General features: G+C 70.6%; 19 protein-coding genes. 6 read left to right on the top strand and 13 right to left on the bottom strand.

Annotated features, from left to right (window positions below; translation table 11 throughout):
• Positions 1–21 precede the first annotated feature (21 nt).
• The gene (locus E6P78_RS32945; RefSeq protein WP_168712737.1) at positions 22–195 is read right to left on the bottom strand and encodes a hypothetical protein; all 174 of its coding nucleotides are present in this window, start codon (positions 193–195) and stop codon (positions 22–24) included.
• A gap of 178 nt (positions 196–373) precedes the next feature.
• On the opposite strand from E6P78_RS32945, the gene E6P78_RS29775 reads away from it, so the two are divergent.
• Together E6P78_RS29775 and E6P78_RS29770 are read left to right on the top strand one after the other, a co-directional pair.
• A complete protein-coding gene (locus tag E6P78_RS29775) occupies positions 374–1231 on the top strand; it encodes a hypothetical protein (RefSeq protein WP_136206743.1) in 858 nt (285 codons plus the stop codon).
• A gap of 285 nt (positions 1232–1516) precedes the next feature.
• The gene (locus E6P78_RS29770) at positions 1517–1711 is read left to right on the top strand and encodes a hypothetical protein (RefSeq protein ID WP_018554431.1); all 195 of its coding nucleotides are present in this window, start codon (positions 1517–1519) and stop codon (positions 1709–1711) included.
• A 33-nt stretch (positions 1712–1744) separates the two neighbouring features.
• Here the strand turns inward: E6P78_RS29770 and E6P78_RS29765 are convergent, their stop codons facing one another.
• A complete protein-coding gene (locus tag E6P78_RS29765; protein WP_136206742.1) occupies positions 1745–2140 on the bottom strand; it encodes a metal-sensitive transcriptional regulator in 396 nt (131 codons plus the stop codon).
• Between the two features lie 200 nt (positions 2141–2340).
• On the opposite strand from E6P78_RS29765, the gene E6P78_RS29760 reads away from it, so the two are divergent.
• Together E6P78_RS29760 and E6P78_RS29755 are read left to right on the top strand one after the other, a co-directional pair.
• Entirely contained in the window at positions 2341–2961 is a 621-nt protein-coding gene (locus E6P78_RS29760) for a DUF47 family protein (protein WP_026242618.1), read from the top strand.
• Between the two features lie 5 nt (positions 2962–2966).
• Complete coding sequence (locus E6P78_RS29755; protein ID WP_136206741.1) at positions 2967–3965, top strand: inorganic phosphate transporter; 999 nt, start codon at positions 2967–2969, stop codon at positions 3963–3965.
• 136 nt (positions 3966–4101) lie between these two features.
• On the opposite strand, the gene pstB is transcribed toward E6P78_RS29755, so the two are convergent.
• The 11 genes from pstB to mshD all read right to left on the bottom strand — a co-directional run bounded on the left by pstB (position 4102) and on the right by mshD (position 15786).
• A complete protein-coding gene (pstB, locus tag E6P78_RS29750; protein WP_136206740.1) occupies positions 4102–4878 on the bottom strand; it encodes a phosphate ABC transporter ATP-binding protein PstB in 777 nt (258 codons plus the stop codon).
• 27 nt (positions 4879–4905) lie between these two features.
• The gene (gene pstA, locus E6P78_RS29745) at positions 4906–5988 is read right to left on the bottom strand and encodes a phosphate ABC transporter permease PstA (protein ID WP_136206739.1); all 1083 of its coding nucleotides are present in this window, start codon (positions 5986–5988) and stop codon (positions 4906–4908) included.
• Complete coding sequence (gene pstC, locus E6P78_RS29740) at positions 5985–6971, bottom strand: phosphate ABC transporter permease subunit PstC (protein ID WP_136206738.1); 987 nt, start codon at positions 6969–6971, stop codon at positions 5985–5987. Before pstC ends, pstA begins: the two co-directional genes overlap by 4 nt.
• 136 nt (positions 6972–7107) lie before the next feature.
• Positions 7108–8244, bottom strand: a complete 1137-nt coding sequence (gene pstS, locus E6P78_RS29735; RefSeq protein WP_136206737.1) for a phosphate ABC transporter substrate-binding protein PstS — start codon at positions 8242–8244, stop codon at positions 7108–7110.
• Positions 8245–8503: 259 nt separating this feature from the next.
• Positions 8504–8917 carry an NUDIX hydrolase gene (locus E6P78_RS29730; RefSeq protein WP_136206736.1) on the bottom strand — a complete coding sequence of 138 codons (414 nt, stop codon included), beginning with the start codon at positions 8915–8917 and terminating at the stop codon, positions 8504–8506.
• Positions 8914–9930, bottom strand: coding sequence for a CHAD domain-containing protein (locus tag E6P78_RS29725; protein ID WP_240799422.1), 1017 nt, complete (start codon positions 9928–9930; stop codon positions 8914–8916). The genes E6P78_RS29730 and E6P78_RS29725 overlap by 4 nt, the downstream gene beginning before the upstream one ends.
• The gene (locus tag E6P78_RS29720; RefSeq protein ID WP_136206734.1) at positions 9917–12172 is read right to left on the bottom strand and encodes an RNA degradosome polyphosphate kinase; all 2256 of its coding nucleotides are present in this window, start codon (positions 12170–12172) and stop codon (positions 9917–9919) included. The genes E6P78_RS29725 and E6P78_RS29720 overlap by 14 nt, the downstream gene beginning before the upstream one ends.
• Positions 12173–12445: 273 nt before the next feature.
• A complete protein-coding gene (locus tag E6P78_RS29715; RefSeq protein WP_136206733.1) occupies positions 12446–13459 on the bottom strand; it encodes a hypothetical protein in 1014 nt (337 codons plus the stop codon).
• The gene (locus tag E6P78_RS29710) at positions 13456–14352 is read right to left on the bottom strand and encodes an ABC transporter ATP-binding protein (protein WP_136206732.1); all 897 of its coding nucleotides are present in this window, start codon (positions 14350–14352) and stop codon (positions 13456–13458) included. The genes E6P78_RS29715 and E6P78_RS29710 overlap by 4 nt, the downstream gene beginning before the upstream one ends.
• Positions 14349–14759 (bottom strand): GntR family transcriptional regulator, encoded by a 411-nt coding sequence (locus tag E6P78_RS29705; RefSeq protein WP_136206731.1) that lies wholly within the window; start codon positions 14757–14759, stop codon positions 14349–14351. Before E6P78_RS29705 ends, E6P78_RS29710 begins: the two co-directional genes overlap by 4 nt.
• Positions 14760–14847: 88 nt before the next feature.
• Complete coding sequence (gene mshD / locus E6P78_RS29700; protein ID WP_136206730.1) at positions 14848–15786, bottom strand: mycothiol synthase; 939 nt, start codon at positions 15784–15786, stop codon at positions 14848–14850.
• 719 nt (positions 15787–16505) lie between these two features.
• Here mshD and E6P78_RS29690 point away from each other — a divergent pair.
• Both E6P78_RS29690 and E6P78_RS29685 read left to right on the top strand, forming a co-directional pair.
• Positions 16506–17252: an ATP-binding cassette domain-containing protein gene (locus E6P78_RS29690; protein ID WP_136206728.1), complete on the top strand. Its 747-nt coding sequence runs from the start codon at positions 16506–16508 to the stop codon at positions 17250–17252.
• Between the two features lie 72 nt (positions 17253–17324).
• Positions 17325–18155 carry a hypothetical protein gene (locus E6P78_RS29685; RefSeq protein ID WP_136206727.1) on the top strand — a complete coding sequence of 277 codons (831 nt, stop codon included), beginning with the start codon at positions 17325–17327 and terminating at the stop codon, positions 18153–18155.
• Positions 18156–18267 lie beyond the last annotated feature (112 nt).

The following is an 18267-nucleotide window of genomic DNA, read 5'->3' as shown; positions in this document are numbered from 1 at the left end:
GAGGAAGGGGAGGGCCGGTGCTCAGGCCGTGGTGCGGTGTTCCTCGGCGTCCGCGCGGGCCCGGTCGCGGGACCTGCGGGCCGGGCCCGACCAGCCGCAGGCGCAGCGGGCGGTGCAGAACGAGCCGCGTTCGGCGGTGGTGGGCTCATGGGCGGGCCGGTCCCGCGGGACCTCGGCGGCGTGTTGGTCGTACACGCGACCACGGTACTGGGCGGGGCCGCCCGGCCGGCAGGGGTGGACGGGCTGTGCGAAGGCCCCGGGGCGCGCGGGGGGTGCCAATCGGGGGTGAGGACGTTACAGCCGCCCGGGGCCGTCGTTATGCGGGGCGGGTGGGGGATCGGGCAGGCGGTACGTCGTTGGGGGTTGGCAGGCGATGGTGGTGCAGCAGCACAGGTCCGGAGGCGGGGTGCGCGCTGTGCGTGCCCTCGCCGTGATGGGCGTGATCGCGGCGGCCGCCGGGTGCGCCGGCGACGGCGGCGGGGACCGTGCCACCGCCGCGGACGCCCGGGACGGGGCGGTCGAGGTGGTGCGGCGGGCGGCGGCGGTGCTCGCCGGGGACGGTGTCGCGAGCGCCGAGGTGAGTACGTCGATGGAGACGGCGGCGGGCGGCACCCGGGTCACGATCAGGGGGACGGGGGCGTACGACTTCCGCGCCGGCTCCGGCCGGCTCAAGGTCGTGCTGCCGCCGGACGCCGCGGGCGAGGAGGAGTACCGGCCCATCACGGAGCTGCTGGCCCCGGGTGCCCTCTACATGATGAACCGCGGCGCCGGAGTGCCCGAGGGCAAGTGGGTGCGGATCGACACGACGGCGCTGGAGGACGGCAACCTGGTCACCGGCGGGGTGACCGACCCGATGGTCGCCGCCGAACTGCTGCGCGGCGCGGGGGTCGTGACGTACGTCGGCGAGACGGATCTGGCCGGGGTGACCGTACGGCACTACCGGGGGACCGCCGACATCGGCCGGGCCGCCCGGCTGGCGGCCGCCCCCTCGCGGGCGTCGCTGGCGGCGGCGGCGAAGGGGTTCCGCACGGCCGTGGTGCCGTTCGACGCGTATCTGGACGAGCAGGGGCGGCTGCGCAAGGTGCGCCACCGCTTCAGCTTCGCCAACGAGGGCCCGTCGGTGGAGGTCGTGTCGACGACGCTGCTGTACGGGTTCGGCGTGCCGGTCACCGTACGGCTGCCGGACGAGCGGGACATCTACACCGGCGAGATCGAGCAGGGGCGCGCGTGAGGTGAACCCCACGAGGACAGGGCGCCCCACGGCAGACAACCGGGGCATCCCGCGAGGGCCGGGGCGTTCCGCGAGGGCCGGGGCGTTCCGCGAGGACCGGGGCGTTCCGCGAGGACCGGGGCGTTCCGCGAGGACCGGGGCGTTCCGCGAGGGCCGGGCGTCCCGTGAGATCCGGGATGTCCCCTAGCCATCCGGTGGCATCGAAATGGTCCGTCCGTGCCATGCGCGGCGCGTATCGGGCTCTCTACCCTAGGAAGCCGGTGACGGCAGTGAGAGGTGAGTGACGTGGTGACGCTCAGCGCCCCGACCGTATCCGACCATGTGGCGCTCGCCGAGATCGAGCTGTGCGGGGAACTGATGATCGCGGCATCGGCGGCGATCGGGGAACGGCTCAGTGCGGACCGTATCGACGAGGTGCTCGATGTGAAGGTGAGCACCGACCGCACCACCGTCCCCCGGCAGGGCGAGCACCGGGGCTGACGGGCCTTTCGAAGCGGCGGGGGCGGCCGGGTATCAGGTGCGCAGCAGGCGGGCGATGGCCTTGGTGGCCTCCTCGACCTTCGCGTCGACCTCGTCGCCGCCCTTGACGGCCGCGTCGGCGACGCAGTGCCGCAGGTGCTCCTCCAGGAGCTGGAGCGCGAAGGACTGGAGCGCCTTGGTGGACGCCGAGACCTGGGTGAGTATGTCGATGCAGTAGACGTCCTCGTCGACCATGCGCTGGAGGCCGCGGATCTGGCCCTCGATGCGGCGCAGGCGTTTGAGGTGCTCGGCCTTCTGGTGGTGGTAGCCGTGTATTCCCCGGTCGTGATCGGTCACGATCGCTTCCACGGGGGCCGTGGCGTCCGCCGGGTCGGTGCCGGACGCCGCGTCCGGTGAGGGGTGTGTCCCCGTGGCCTCGGTGGTCGTCATTGCTGTCTCCCGTTTTCCCTTTACCCTGCCGTTTATATACCCCTGGCGGGTATATCCTAACGAATTCAGCTGAAACGTGACCGGGGCCCCGTGCTGATCACTGTGCCTGATGCGCGACACTGAAGAATGCCGGTTAGCCGTGGCCGGATGATGCGCCTAGCATCAGCCTGACCGAATCCAAAGCACCCCGAGGACCCCACGTGCGCTTTCGTCTGACCCCCAGGGAGACGAGCTTCTACGACATGTTCTCCGCGTCCGCGGACAACATCGTCACGGGCTCGAAACTCCTGATGGAACTGCTCGGGGCGGATTCTGCCTCCCGAGTCGAGATCGCGGAGCGTATGCGGGCAGCGGAGCACGCGGGGGACGACGCGACCCACGCGATCTTCCACCAGCTGAACTCCTCCTTCATTACGCCGTTCGACCGTGAGGACATTTACAACCTCGCGTCGTCGCTCGACGACATCATGGACTTCATGGAGGAGGCCGTCGACCTGGTCGTGCTGTACCAGATCGATCAGCTTCCCAAGGGTGTGGAGCAGCAGGTCGAGGTGCTGGCGCGGGCGGCCGAACTCACCGCCGAGGCCATGCCGGGTCTGCGCACCATGGACAACCTCACCGAGTACTGGATCGAGGTCAATCGTCTGGAGAACCAGGCCGACCAGATCCACCGCAAGCTGCTCGCCCACCTCTTCAACGGCAAGTACGACGCCATAGAGGTGCTGAAGCTGAAGCAGATCGTGGATGTGCTGGAAGAGGCTGCCGACGCGTTCGAGCACGTCGCGAACACGGTGGAGACCATCGCGGTCAAGGAGTCCTGAACCACGTGGACACCTTTGTACTGATCGTGACCATCGGCGTCGCGCTCGGCTTCACGTACACGAACGGCTTCCACGACTCGGCGAACGCCATCGCGACGTCGGTCTCCACCCGGGCGCTGACCCCGCGTGCGGCCCTGGCGATGGCGGCGGTGATGAACCTCGCCGGTGCGTTCCTGGGCAGTGGGGTCGCCAAGACCGTCAGCGAGGGCCTGATCGCGACGCCCGAGGGTCACAAGGGGATGGGCATCCTCTTCGCCGCGCTCGTCGGCGCGGTCATCTGGAACCTCGTCACCTGGTACTTCGGGCTGCCCTCGTCGTCCTCGCACGCCCTGTTCGGCGGCATGGTCGGCGCGGCGCTGGCCGGCGGGACGATGGTGCACTGGGACGGGGTGCTCGACAAGGTCGTCATCCCGATGTTCGTGTCGCCGGTGATCGGCCTGGTGGTCGGCTATCTGGTGATGGTCGCCATCATGTGGATGTTCCGGAAGTCCAACCCGCACAAGGCCAAGCGCGGCTTCCGTATCGCGCAGACGGTCTCGGCCGCCGGCATGGCGCTCGGGCACGGCCTCCAGGACGCGCAGAAGACGATGGGCATCGTGGTGATGGCCCTGGTCATCGCCGACGTGGAGTCCCCGAGCGACCCGATCCCGGTCTGGGTGAAGCTGGTCTGCGCGCTGATGCTGTCGCTGGGTACGTACGCGGGCGGCTGGCGCATCATGCGTACGCTCGGCCGGAAGATCATCGAGCTGGACCCGCCGCAGGGCTTCGCCGCCGAGACGACGGGCGCGTCGATCATGTTCGGATCGGCGTTCCTGTTCCACGCGCCGATCTCGACGACGCACGTGATCACCTCGGCGATCATGGGTGTGGGCGCCACGAAGCGGGTGAACGCCGTGCGGTGGGGCGTCGCGAAGAACATCATCCTGGGCTGGTTCATCACGATGCCGGCCGCGGCGCTGGTGGCTGCCGCGAGTTACGGGATCGTCTTCCTGCTGTTCGGCTGAGGCCGGAGCCGCCCCGGTCGTATGCGTGTGTGGGTCCGCCCCGCTCTCCTCCCGGAGGGCGGGGCGGACCCTTCGCCTTGTGGTGGCACCGCCATGCAGCACCTCAAGGCCGTCCAGGGGGGGGGGCGGTCCGGGCTCAGCCGAAGCGGCCGGAGATGTAGTCCTCGGTGGCCTGGACCGACGGGTTGGAGAAGATCCGTTCCGTCTCGTCGATCTCGATGAGCTTGCCGGGCTTGCCGACCGCCGCGAGGTTGAAGAACGCCGTGCGGTCCGAGACACGGGCCGCCTGCTGCATGTTGTGCGTCACGATGACGATCGTGAACCGCTCCTTCAGCTCCCCGACCAGGTCCTCGATGGCGAGGGTGGAGATCGGGTCGAGCGCGGAGCACGGCTCGTCCATCAGCAGCACGTCCGGCTCGACCGCGATGGCGCGGGCGATGCACAGGCGCTGCTGCTGACCGCCGGAGAGACCGGAGCCGGGCTTGTTCAGCCGGTCCTTGACCTCGTTCCACAGGTTCGCGCCGCGCAGCGACTTCTCGACGATGTCGGTCAGGGCGCTCTTGCGGTACGAGCCGTTGAGCCGCAGGCCGGCCGCGACGTTGTCGAAGATCGACATGGTGGGGAACGGGTTCGGGCGCTGGAAGACCATGCCGACCGTGCGGCGCACGGTGACCGGGTCGACGTTCGTCCCGTACAGGTTCTCGTCGTCCAGGAGCACCTTGCCCTCGACGCGGCCGCCGGGGGTGACCTCGTGCATCCGGTTCAGGGTGCGCAGGAAGGTGGACTTGCCGCAGCCGGACGGGCCGATGAAGGCGGTCACCGAGCGGGGCTCCACGGTCATGGAGATGTCGTCGATCGCCTTGTGGCTGCCGTAGTAGGCCGACAGTCCGCTGACGTCTATGCGCTTGGCCATCTGAATCACTGCTGCTTTCCGCCGGGCCTAGCGGCCGGTCTGCGGGGCCTTCCAGCGGGCGATGCCGCGGGCCACCAGGTTGAGGATCATGACGAAGGCGATCAGGACCAGGGCCGCGGCCCAGGCGCGGTCGTAGGAGGCGGTCTCGCCGACCTTGTACTGCTCGTAGATGTAGAACGGCAGTGACGACTGGGCGCCTTCGAAGGGGTTCGTGTTGATCAGCTGACTGCCGAAGACCAGCAGGATGATCGGCGCGGTCTCCCCGGCGATGCGGGCGACGGCGAGCATGACGCCGGTCGCGATGCCGCCGATCGCGGTCGGCAGGACCACCTTCAGGATCGTGCGCCACTTCGGGATGCCGAGGGCGAGGGACGCCTCGCGGAGCTCGTTCGGCACGAGCTTGAGCATCTCCTCGGTGGAGCGGACCACGACCGGGATCATCAGGATCGTCAGGGCGAGCGCGCCCATCAGGCCGGACGGCTCCAGGCCCGCGAGCAGCATGATCGACAGGATGAACAGACCGGCCACGATGGACGGGATGCCGGTCATCACGTCGACGAAGAAGGTGACGGCCTTGGCGAGCGCGCCCTTGCCGTACTCCACCAGGTAGACCGCCGTGAGCAGGCCGAGCGGGGCGGAGATCAGGGTGGCGATGCCGACCTGCTCCAGGGTGCCGATCAGGGCGTGGTAGACGCCGCCCCCGGCCTCGGGGCCGAGGACGCCGGCCATGGAGTGGGTCAGGAAGTAGAAGTCCAGGCGCTCGGAGCCGCGGCTGATGGTGGTCCAGAGCAGCGAGGCGAGCGGGACGACGGCGAGCAGGAAGCAGACCCACACCAGGCTGGTGGCGAGGCGGTCCCTGGCCTGGCGCTGGTTCTCGACGACGCTGGTGGTGACGTACGAGATCACCAGGAAGAGCAGCGCGGAGATCAGGCCCCACTGGACGCGGCTCTGCCAGCCGGCGGCGAGGCCGGCGCCGACGCCCAGGGCGACCGCGACGGCGGCGAAGCCGAGCGGGGCGAGGCGGGGCAGGGTGCGGCTGCTGAGGCTGCTCGTCGGCGCGGGCGGTGCGGGCGTCGGGTGTTCCTGGACGCCGGTGGTGGCGTGGCTCATGCGTTGGCCCCCGAGTACTCCTTGCGGCGGGCGATGATGAGCCGCGCCGCGCCGTTGACCAGCAGGGTGAGGACGAAGAGGACCAGGCCGGAGGCGATCAGGGCGTCCCGCCCGAACGCGTCGGCCTCGCCGAACTTCGCGGCGATGTTCTGGGCGAACGTCCCGCCGCCCGGGTTGAGCACGTGCAGCGAGACGAGGAAGCTCGGCGACAGGACCGTGGCGACGGCCATCGTCTCGCCGAGTGCGCGGCCCAGGCCCAGCATCGAGGCGGAGATCACGCCGGAGCGGCCGAACGGCAGGACCGAGAGGCGGATGACCTCCCAGCGCGTCGCGCCGAGGGCGAGGGCGGCCTCCTCGTTCATCCGGGGGACCTGGAGGAAGACCTCGCGGCTGACGCTGGTCACGATCGGCAGGATCATGACCGCGAGCAGGATGCCGACGGTGAACAGCGAGCGGGCGACCCCGATCTCGGTCTTCTCGAAGACGTACGTCCAGCCGAAGAACTGGTCGAGCCAGAGGTTCAGCCCCTCCAGGTACGGCACCAGGACGAGGGCTCCCCAGATGCCGTAGACGATGCTGGGCACCGCGGCGAGCAGGTCGATGACGTACGCGATCACGCCGGCCAGCTTGCGCGGGGCGTAGTGCGAGATGAACAGGGCGATGCCGACGGCGACCGGGACCGCGATGACCATCGCGATGACGGAGCTGACGACGGTGCCGAAGAGCAGGACGGCGATGCCGAAGACGGGCGGGTCACCGGCCGGGTTCCAGTCGAAGGTGGTGAGGAAGTTGCCCTCGTCCTCGGAGATGGCGACCGCGGCGCGGTAGCCGAGGAACACGGCGATCGACGCCATGATCACCAGGAGCAGGATGCCCGAGCCGCGTGAGAGGCCGAGGAAGATCCGGTCCCCGGCGCGGCCCGTGGACCGGGGGCGGGACCGCCCGGCCGGCGGGGTCTGTATCTGTGGTGTGGTGGAAGCCATGGTCTTTCCGGTCTGTGTGGGGGAGCGGGGGCTCCCCTGGCGGCGGTGCACCGGATGGGCTGGTGGCGGGCCGGTCCGGAGGGGTGTCCCGGACCGGCCGCCGGTTGCTTCGTACGTGCTGTGCGCGTTGTTCTCGTTACGAGAGGCCGGCGACGGTCTCGCGGACCTTGGCGTTGATCTCCGCGGGGATCGGGGCGTAGCCGGCCTCGGTGAGGAGCTTCTGGCCGTCCTCGGAGGCGGTGTAGGTCAGGAAGGACTTGACCGTGCCGAGGGTGTCGGCCTTGTTGCCGGTGTCGCAGACGACCTCGTACGTGACCAGGACCAGCGGGTAGGCGCCGTCGGCCTTGGTGGTGTAGTCGAGGTCGAGCGCCAGGTCCTTGCCGGTGCCCTTGACCTTGGCGGCGGCGATGGCCTTCGAGGCGTTCTCGGAGGACGCCTTGACCGGGGCGGAGCCGCCCGTGTCGATGTCGACCGTGCTGAGCTGCTGCGAGGTGGCGTAGGACAGCTCGAAGTAGCCGATCGAGCCGTCGACCTGCTTGACCTGGGTGGCGACGCCGGAGGAGCCGGACGCGGCCTGGCCACCGGGGGCCGGCCACTTCTTCTCGGCCTCGTACTTCCAGTCGGACGGGGCCGCGGCGCCCAGGTACTTGCCCAGGTTCTGCGTGGTGCCGGAGTCCTCCGAGCGGTGGAAGGGCTGGATCGCCTTGTCCGGGAGCTTGGCGTCGGGGTTGAGCTTGGCGATCGCCTCGTCGTTCCACTTCTTGATCTTCGTGTCGAAGATCTTGGCGAGGGTGGGGGCGTCCAGCGTCAGGCTGTCGACGCCTTCGAGGTGGAAGCCGACCGCGATCGGGCCGCCGACCATCGGGAGGTTGATGCCCTGGCCGGTCTTGCAGACCTTCTTGGAGTCGGCGACCTCCTCGGGCTTCAGCGCCGAGTCGGAGCCGGCGAAGCCGACGGTGCCCTGGTTGAAGGCGACGATGCCCTCGCCGGACGAGGAGGAGTTGTAGTTGATCTCCACGCCGGAGCAGGCGGCCATGTACTCCTTGACCCAGAGGTCCATGGCGTTCTTCTGCGCGCTGGAGCCGGAGGCGCGCAGCTGGCCCTTGGCGCCGTCGCACGCGACGTTGGACGCGGCCTTCGTCTTGGTGCCGCCGGTGGCGGAGGTGTCGCCGCTGTTGTCGTCCGAACCGCACGCCGTGAGGACCAGGGCGCCGGAGACGGCGAGGGCACCGAGCGCGGTGGCACGAAGCCGGTTCTTGCGCTGAAGCTTCACTTTCGGGTGTTCCTTCCAGGAGCCGCCGCGGCTGCTGTTGCGGGCGGCGTGCGACGCGAGTGGTGCAGTGGCTGATCGCTGCACCCGGTAGGTCTGAAATTAGGCAGAACAGGTGACGTGGTTTGCGGGGGTGGGTGAACGGGGGGTGAACCGTGGCGGGCCCTTGGGTTCCGGGCGCGGCGGGCGGCACGCACGCGTGGGCGGCCCGGCCGTGGGCGTCGGTTCCGTCCTCAAACGCCGGACGGGCTGGTGGGCCGCCCTACGCGCCCGGCAACGTCCCCAGCGCCGCGTCCAGCACCTCGCGGTCGCGGTCCTGCGACAGGCGGGCGCGGGCGGCGTCCGGCGGCAGCCACAGCACGCCGTCCACCTCGCTGTTCGGGACGAAGGAGCCCGCCGTGGCCTGGGCGGACCAGTACGTGACCTCCTTCGGGCGGCCGTTCGCGACGTACCGGACCATGGGCAGCACGGCCCCCGGCACACAGTGGTGGCCCGTCTCCTCCAGGACCTCGCGGACCGCCGCCTCCCGAAGGGACTCGCCGCGCTTCAGCTTGCCCTTGGGGAACGACCAGTCGTCGTAACGCGGCCGGTGCACGAGGCACAGCTGCACGCCCCCGGCAGGGGCGGGCGGGCGGCGCCACAGCACGCAGCCCGCCGCCCGCACCGTGCCGTTCACGACCGGACCGCGCCCGTCGTCGCGTACGGCCAGCTCTCCCGGAACACCGCGCGCGCCCCCTCCACCTCGTGGCGCTGGTCGGCGTGCAGGACACCGAGGGCGTACGCGGTCGCGGGCGCGATCCTCGGCGTACGGGCGGCCGTGGCCGCCGCACCGGCCGCCTCCACCGCGTCCCGGTGCAGATCGAGCGCGTGCCCGGGGGCGGCCAGGACCGGATCGGGGGCGCCGCGCACCACCTCAAGGGCGTACCGGTGCAGCCGCAGCAGCAGCCGGGTCTGGTGCCAGGGCGCGTCGTGTGCCTCGTTGTACGGCTCGGCCGACTCGTCCGACGGCAGCGCCGCCACCGCGCCGAGCAGCCGCTGCTCCGCCAGGTCCGCGGGGCCGCTCAGCAGCTCACCGGCGGGACCGGCCGCCGCGGCGGAGAGCGGCACCTCGGTGGCGAGCAGGGCGACCGCGTCGGCCACCGCGTGGAAGCGGGCGGAGCCCAGCGCCTGGAGGGCGGCGGAGTGGGCGCGGGTCCGGGCGAGGGTCAGCTGCCGCTCCAGCAGCGCTCCGGCGCGCGCCGCCCCGACACCGAGGACCGGGCGCCCCTCGCCGGCGGGCTCCCCGGAGGTGCGGGCGGCGGGGAGTGCGGGGTCGCCGGACAGCCCGTGCAGCGCTTCGAGGAGCCGGGTCAGCCGGTCCGCGTACGTGTGCTCGCGGGCGAGCGTGCCGGACAGCCAGGCCAGTTCGGTGCGCAGCTGCTCGGCCCAGAGCGGGTCGAGCGCCGCGCGGAAGGTGCGCAGGGTGGAGCCGATCCGGCGCGACGAGCGGCGCAGCGCCGCGGCGGCCTGCTCGGCGGCGCGGGAACCGGCGTCCGTGGGGGCGGTGTTCTCGCGGTGCAGGCGCAGGCTGCGCAGGAAGTCCGCGGCCTGGGTGCGCAGGTAAGGGCCGAGCACCGCTCCGGCGCTCACGCCGGTGGTGCCGGCCGCGCCGGTCGGGCCGGCCTGGGTCTGGTGGTCAGGGCGTCGCACGCCGGCGCCTCCGGGCGTCAATGAGCATTTCCTGTACGTGCCGCAGGGGCCGGCCGTCCGCGTCGACGGAGTGCCGGGTCCAGTTCCCGTCGGGGCCCAGGTGCCAGGAGGAGGTGGTGTCGGCCATGCCGGTCTCCAGGAGGCGGCTGAGCGCGGCCCGGTGGGCGGGGTCGGTGACCCGTACCAGGGCCTCGATGCGGCGGTCGAGGTTGCGGTGCATCATGTCGGCGCTGCCGAACCAGACTTCGGGTTCGCCGCCGTTGCCGAAGGAGAAGACCCGGGAGTGTTCGAGGAAGCGGCCGAGGACCGAGCGGACCCGTATGTTCTCGGAGAGACCGGCGACGCCGGGGCGGATCGCGCAGATGCCGCGCACCCAGATGTCGACCGGCACCCCGGCCTGCGCGGCCCGGTAGCAGGCGTCGATGACCGCCTCGTCGACCATCGAGTTGACCTTGATCCGTACGTAGGCGGGGCGGCCGGCCCGATGGTGCGTCACCTCCTTGGCGATTCGGGCGATCAGGCCGTCGCGCAGCGACTTGGGGGCGACGAGCAGGCGGCGGTAGGTCTCGCGGCGGGAGTAGCCGGAGAGCCGGTTGAAGAGGTCGGAGAGGTCCGCGCCGACCTGCGGGTCGGCGGTGAGCAGGCCGAGGTCCTCGTAGAGCCGGGCCGTCTTGGGGTGGTAGTTGCCGGTGCCGACGTGCGAGTAGCGGCGCAGGGTGTCGCCCTCCTCGCGGACGACGAGGGAGAGCTTGCAGTGCGTCTTGAGGCCGACGAGCCCGTAGACGACGTGGCAGCCCGCCTCCTCCAGCTTGCGCGCCCACTTGATGTTGGCCTGCTCGTCGAAGCGGGCCTTGAGCTCGACGAGGACGAGGACCTGCTTGCCGGATTCGGCGGCGTCGATGAGGGCGTCCACTATCGGCGAGTCGCCCGAGGTCCGGTACAGGGTCTGCTTGATCGCGAGGACGTCCGGGTCGCCCGCCGCCTGTTCCAGGAAGGCCTGGACGGAGGTGGAGAAGGAGTCGTACGGGTGGTGCAGCAGCACATCGCGTTCGCGCAGGGCGGCGAAGATGTCCGGGGCGGACGCGGACTCCACCTCGGCGAGGTCGCGGTGGGTGCCGGCGATGAACCTGGGGAACTTCAGCTCGGGCCGCTCCAGCGACGCCATGCCGAACAGGCCGGTCAGATCGAGCGGTCCCGGCAGCGGGTAGACCTCGGCGTCGGACACCTTCAGCTCGCGGACCAGCAGGTCCAGCACGTACGGGTCGATGGACTCCTCGACCTCCAGGCGGACCGGCGGGCCGAAGCGGCGCCGCATGAGCTCCTTCTCCAGGGCCTTGAGAAGGTTCTCCGCGTCGTCCTCCTCGACCTCCAGGTCCTCGTTCCTGGTGACCCGGAACATGTGGTGCGCCAGCACCTCCATGCCCGGGAACAGCTCCTCCAGGTGGGCCGCGATGACGTCCTCTATGGGCACGTAGCGCTGCGGCGAGGCCTCCAGGAAGCGGGTCAGCAGCGGCGGCACCTTGACCCGGGCGAAGTGGCGGTGGCCGCTGACCGGGTTGCGCACGACGACGGCGAGGTTGAGCGAGAGGCCGGAGATGTACGGGAAGGGGTGCGCCGGGTCCACGGCGAGGGGGGTGAGGACGGGGAAGACGCGCTGTCGGAAGAAGGTGAACAGGCGGCCCTGCTCCTTCTCGGTCAGCTCCGGCCAGCGGATCAGCTGGATGCCCTCGTCGGACAGGGCGGGGGCGACGTCCTGCTGGTAGCAGGCGGCGTGCCGGGCCATGAGTTCGCGCGAGCGGGTCCAGATCAGGTCCAGGACCTCGCGGGGCTGGAGACCGGACGCGGACCGGGTGGCGACCCCGGTCGCGATGCGGCGCTTGAGGCCGGCCACCCGGACCATGAAGAACTCGTCCAGGTTCGAGGCGAAGATGGCGAGGAAATTAGCCCGTTCGAGGAGGGGTGTGGCGGGGTCCTCGGCGAGTTCCAGAACACGTTCGTTGAACGCGAGCCAACTGCGTTCCCGGTCCAGGAACCGGCCCTGGGGCAGTTCGTCCCCGTCCACATCGGGTTCGTACGCGTCGGCGTCCGCGTCGATGTCGGGATCGAGATCCGCCGCGGTGGACAGACCGGCCCCCCTGGACGAGGGGGAGGCGACGGCGTGCGGCCGGTGTGCGGCGAGGGAGCCGACGGAGGGCTGGGCGGCGGGCTGGACCGGGACCTCGGAGCTGGGCTGCTGGCTCATGAGCCCATTGTTCCGCGCGGAGCGCTCAGGGGGCGCGTCGGAGGAGGACGAGATCGCGGAGGCGGCGCGGTCGGGGCGCGTTCCGCCGGGATTTCGCCCGTTGCGGGGGGTCGGCACAGCTGGCTGCATCCTGAGAGGGTCGCAAGGGCGTCTGAATGCCCGGTAACGACGACATGACGTGCAGGAAGCGGTGAGCGGCCGTGTGTGGGGTGCGTACGGGGTTGGGCGCGGCCGTGCCCGGGGTCGCGGCCCCCGGGCACGGCCGTCGGCGGCTCAGCCGTGGCGGCGGCGCAGCACCCGGAAGGCGAGCGCGACCGCGGCGGCGGCGAGGACGAGCAGGATGCCGGTCTCGACGAGCTGGAGGGGCCAGAAGTGGGAGACGGGGTGGTAGTCGATGTAGTAGCCGGTGACGCCGTGGCCCGCGAGACAGCGGTCCACTTCGGGTCCGGCCTCCCAGCACGTGCCGAACGGCAGGCGGGTGCCGTCGCCGGTGATCCGTCCGGTCTCGCTGATCCACGCGTCGTCGGGGACCTGTGGCACGTACGACGTCCCGGTGCTGGTCTGCGTGCTCAGCGGCCACAGCCCGCTGCGTACCCGGTTCAGCGTCACGCCCACCGCGGCGGTGGCGAGCACGGCCGCGGACATCGCGGGCACGGTGCGGCGCGTCAGGAGTCCGGCGAGCGCGCCGAGAGCGAGCCCGAGCAGGGCGTACGCGACGGGTGCTGTTCCCATCGCGCCGAAGGCGGTGTGCTCGAACTGGCCGACCGGGTACTCCTCGCCGGCCTGCGCCCGTGCCCAGGCGAAGACGGCGGACAGGACGGACACCCCCGCGACCAGCAGCGCGGCCGGAACGGCGAGTTCGGCCAGGAGCCAGCGGGCGGGGGACACCGACTGCGTCCAGGAGAGCTTGTACGTACCGCTCTCGAACTCCCTGGCGATCATCGGGCCCGCGACGAACGCGGCGACGAGCGCGGGCAGGACGGTCAGGGCGAGTCCCGCGTTCTTCAGCACTGTGCTGAAGAGGTGCATGGAGTCGCTGAACTCCCGGAGCCGCTCATTGCAGGCGTGGTCGGCCGACTGCGCCGTACAGGGGTCGGCCGCGAAGGCGTCGCCGACGTGGTCGGCCCACAGGGTGAAACCGACCAGGGTGCCGATCCAGACCAGAGCGAGTGCGCCCGCGATCCACAGCGCCCGCCGGTGCCGGAGCACGACGACGCGGGCACCGGCGCGCAGGGTGGGGCCGGACGGGGTGGTGCGGGGCGCGACAGGCGCGACGAGCGTGCTCATGCGGCAGCCACCGCCCCACGGGCCGTCGCGCTCGGCGTCAGCAGCGCCGGCGCCTCGGGCGACCGCAGATGCGCCAGCAGCAGTTCCTCCAGCGACGGCTCGGCCGTCTCCCAGGCGGTGATGTCCACCGGGCCCTCCTTCCGTACGAGTGCGGTCAGCAGCCGTCCCGTGGTGCGGGACTTGACCACGGTGTGCGGGGCGAGGTCCTGTACGGGACCGGTGAGCAGGGTGTGCGCGGCGAGCAGGTCGTCCGTCTCGCCGCCGAGGCGGATGCGGCCGCCGTCGACCAGGAGCAGGTAGTCGCAGGCGCCCTCCAGCTCGGTGAGGATGTGCGAGGACATCACGATGGTGGTGCCGTACTCGGCGGCCTCGGCCATCAGGGCGCCCATCAGCTGGTGCCGGGCGAGCGGGTCGAGGTCGGCCATCGGCTCGTCCAGCAGCAGCAGTTCGGGCCGCTTGCCCAGCGCGAGGGCCAGCGCGAGCCGGGTGCGCTGGCCGCCGGACAGGTCGCGGACCCTCGCGTCAGCCGGGAGTGGTTCCGTGATGCGCTCGGCGGCGTCCTGGTCCCAGGTGGCGGGGTTCAGCTCGGCGCCCGCCCAGAGCGTCTCGGCGACCGTCAACTGCGGGTACAGCGGCTTGTCCTGGGCCACGAAGGCCATCCGGGTCCGGGCCTCGGCCGGCTCCGACCCCAGGACCCGTACGGCCCCCTCGCCCGGCCGCAGGAAGCCCGCGGCGAGGGCGAGCAGGGTGGACTTGCCGGCCCCGTTGGGCCCGACGAGCGCGCAGACGTGGCCGGCGGGGAGCCGGAACGAGCAGTCACGCAGCGCCCAGCCGCCGCCCCTGCTCCGGTACTTCATGCCGAGGCCGTCGGCCTCCAGCGCGGTCCCTGTCATCGGTCCTGGTCCCCTTCGAATGTGCTGTCCAGTACGGCGGTGAAGAGTGCGCTCACGTCGTCCCGGTCGAGACCGGCGGCACGTGCCCGGCTCGTCCAGCCGGCGAGTTCGGCGCGCAGCGGGGAGTCGTCGGCGGCCGCCGCGCCGCCGAGGGTCCGGGTGACGAAGGTGCCGAGCCCGCGCCGGGCCTCGACGAGCCCTTCGCGCTCCAGCTCCCGGTAGGCCTTGAGCACGGTGTTCGGGTTGATCGCGGTCGCCTCGACCACCTCCCGCGCGGTCGGCAGCCGATCGCCCGGCTCCAGCAGACCCAGGCGCAGGGCCTGCTTGGTCTGCTGGACGATCTGGAGGTACGTGGCGACGCCGCTGCGCCGGTCGATGCGGAACTCGACCGCTGCGGACTCGGCCATCTTTACCCCTTTCACTAATTGAGTAGTGAAAGAGTGGCGTAAGGAAGGGGCGGCGTCAAGCGACGCCGCCCCGAAGCGAGTCGTGGGGTCAGGACTCCGTGCGGTACATCAGGTCGACCTCGTGGGTGACAAAACCCATCCGCTCGTACACCGTCACGGCCGCGGTGTTGTCCGCGTCGACGTAGAGCATCGCGGTCGGCAGGCCCTCGGCGGCGAGGTGGCGCAGCCCGATCGCGGTGAGCGCCTTGCCCAGGCCGCCGCCCTGCGCGTCGGGCCGGATGCCGACCACGTACACCTCACCGAGCTGCTCCTCGGCGTGCACCTTCGTCCAGTGGAAGCCGAGCAGCTCGGTGCTGCCGTCATCGGTGGAGCGCTCGGCGAGGAAGAAGCCCTTCGGGTCGAACCAGGGCTCGGCCTTGCGGTCGTCGAGGTCGCGCTGGGTCAGCGAGCCCTGCTCGGGGTGGTGGGCGAAGGCGGCGCGGTTCACGGCCAGCCAGGCGGCGTCGTCCTGGCCGGGGACGAACGCACGGACCGTGACGCCCGGCGGCAGCACCGGCTCCGCGATGTTCAGCGGGCTCAACGGCCGCCGCAGCTGGCGCAGTTCGCGGAAGAGCGAGAGGCCGAGCACCTGCGCGAGATGGCGCGCCGCGGACCTGCCGCCGTGCGCCCACACCCGCAGCCGCTTCCCGGTGGCGGCCAGCAGCGCCGCCCCGAGCGCCCGCCCGTGCCCGTGCCCCCGGTGCGAGGGATGCACGACGAGCTCGGCGGCCGGAGCCTCCACGGGGTCGGTGTCCTCCAGCTGCGCGTACCCGGCCAGCACGCCGCCCGCGCTCAGCAGGAAGTGCCGCACGCCTTCCCGGTGCCCGCCCCGCAACTGCAACCGCCCCTGCTCGGACACGGCCTGCCTGCCGTCGGAGACGGCCGCCTCGGCGAGGAGCCCGGAGACGGCTTCCGCCTGCTCGGGGGAGAGGGCGTCGAGCGTCTGGATCTCGCGGCCGGGGGCGGGGAGGGGTACGTCAGTCGTCATGCGTACGAGCGTACGGGGGGTGGGACGCTCGTGACGTGGGAGCGGGAAGGCGGGGCGGACAAGCGTTGGGCCGAATGAAGGATCAGGCCAATGTCTGTCTGGAAATACCGATCCTGTTGTTCACGTGCTCTTCGTGTGTGGATCATGTGTGCGATTGCTCGCCTTGGTTGCACGTTCCAACTACGGAGGTCAGACATGAGATCCAGCCGTCTGCGTCTGACTGCCTCCCGCGAATCCGCCGTCGCGTAGGCGCGGTGGCGTTGGGTGCCGCCGCCGTCCTGGGCTTCATCGCCGCTCCCGCCCAGGCATCCAGCTGGACCGGCCACTTGACGGGGGCTGGTCCAGGCTATGAGTCCCGTCGCTGGGACGACGACGGCGGTAGGACGAACATCAAGTTCTCCGGTTGCACGGATGACTACACCAACAAGAGGGCGGCAGTCACCCTTTTCAAGAATAGGAAGCTCGCGCCGGACGCGTATTACTCGGCTCAGGCATTTTCGAAGTGCTTCAGTGGCGGGACGTCTTCCGGGTGGTGGGAGGACCATGGTTCCGGTTCCTACTACTTCGATGTCAATGGGGCCCTTGTGGGTGTGCATGTCTGGGTCGCGTCGATCACGACCATTTACTGAGCGTCATTTCCTCGCCTCCCCCGGAGCGCGCCCGCAAAGCGTGGCGACGTCTGCGGGGGAGGTTCTCCCTTTCCGGCCTCGAGGTGTCTCATGCCTTTGCGTTATCAGTCCTGCAGTTTCCGTTACGGACGCAGATCACGTTCAGTCCTGGACGGGCTCGACCTGGATTTCGCTCCTGGGCACACCGTCCTCCTCGGCCCGAACGGTGCGGGCAAGAGCACGCTCCTCGCGCTGGGCGCCGGGGCCGCCAAGGCCGAGGCCGGTCGCGTCCGCTATCAGTCGCTCGATCCGGCGATCCGTAAGGACCTGCGCGCCTACCGGAGCAAGGTGTCCTGGCTACCGCAGCGCCCCGGGTTTCTTCCCGGGATGACGTGCAGGGAGCATGTGGCCTACGTGGGTTGGCTCAAGGGCATGCGAGAGCGCGAGGCATGGCACGCGGCGGCCGCGGCGATCGAACGCGTCGGTCTTACCGAGAAGAGCCAGAGCAAGATCACATCCCTGTCCGGCGGCCAGCAGCAGCGCATCGCGATTGCGCAGGCACTCGTCCACGACGCCGAGTTGCTGCTCCTTGACGAGCCGACCGTCGGCCTCGACCCGAGCCAGCGTCGCCGCTTCCTCGACCTGCTGGTCTCCCTGCGCGGCACGGTGCATGTGATCGTCTCGACCCACGACATCGGCGACCTCGACGAGTCCTTCGACGAGGTCGTGGTCCTCGAAGCGGGAAAGCCGAGGTTCAGGGGAACCGTCAACGCATTCGCCGGCCATGCCGCCCCGGACTGCGCCCCCGGCCGACGTCTGGAGAGCGCCTATGCGTCGCTCCTGGAGGCTGCCGAATGAGGATCACCTGGGCCAATCTCCGGGCCTCCTCTGCGCCCTGGCTCGTGCTTCCCATTCTGAATCTTCGCGGGCGTGTATATCGACGGCGCCGTATATACCGTACCGTCGGGATACGGCGTTCAAGCCGGGGAACTGGCCGCACAGGGCCTCGCGGCCATAGCGACGGCCGTAGCGGCGGCCGGCGCGTGGGAGGCAGGGCGCCATCGTCTGCTGGGTGCTCTGGGGAGGACCAGCCGACGTGGCGCGGTTCGGCAGTTCATGCGAGCCGCCGTCCCGGTGCTGTTCTTGCTGATCGTCCTGGTCGGTGGTGCGATTGTCATGGCCGAGCGGGAGGTCGGCACGCTGCCCGACGGAATCGGGTGGCTCGCGGTGGGGCACCTACTCGTCATTTCCTGCGGTTGGTTGTTCATCGGCTGGTCGTTGGGGGTGCTCCTGCCCCGGAGCGTAGCGGCGCCCCTTGCCGCGGTCGGCTGCTGGGCCTGGCTGACCATGCCGCATGCGATGTCCGCCCCCTGGATACGACACCTGGGAGGGTTCATCGATGGTGAGTCGACCGTCACCGACGTGCTGACTCCAGCCGTGTACCTCGTGCCATGGGGTGTCGTGACAGGTTTGGCCCTCGCCTTCTGGGTGCTGGCGCAAATGCGCCCGCGCGGCGCGGCGGTGATCACTGCCCTGGTCGTGCTTACCGTTGCAGTCGTCGCAGGCCGCGCTGCCGTGATCGGCTGGGGATACAGCAATCCCATGGAGCCATGCGACGTCAGCCTTTCTTGTGTCGGACGTGCACCAATGGTGTGCGTACCGCCGGAGTACGAGCCTTACGCCGCGCAGTTGCGACGGGATGCCGTACAGCCGCTCAAGCGGCTTGAGGCCGCAGGAATAGCAGCGGGGGCCTCCCCCTGAGTGGTGGACACGCTGATACTGGATCTGCTTGATCCGGAGGAAGCGAGAACACCGCCGATGGCGATGAAGGACTACTCGGACGAGTTCAAGGCCGATGCCGTGGCCCTGTACG

Origin of the sequence: Streptomyces sp. A0958 (assembly GCF_004795035.1) — a bacterium.
Lineage (GTDB): Bacteria > Actinomycetota > Actinomycetes > Streptomycetales > Streptomycetaceae > Streptomyces.
The sequence above is the reverse complement of the archived record's forward strand: the minus strand, read 5'-3'. Positions and strand labels throughout refer to the sequence as shown.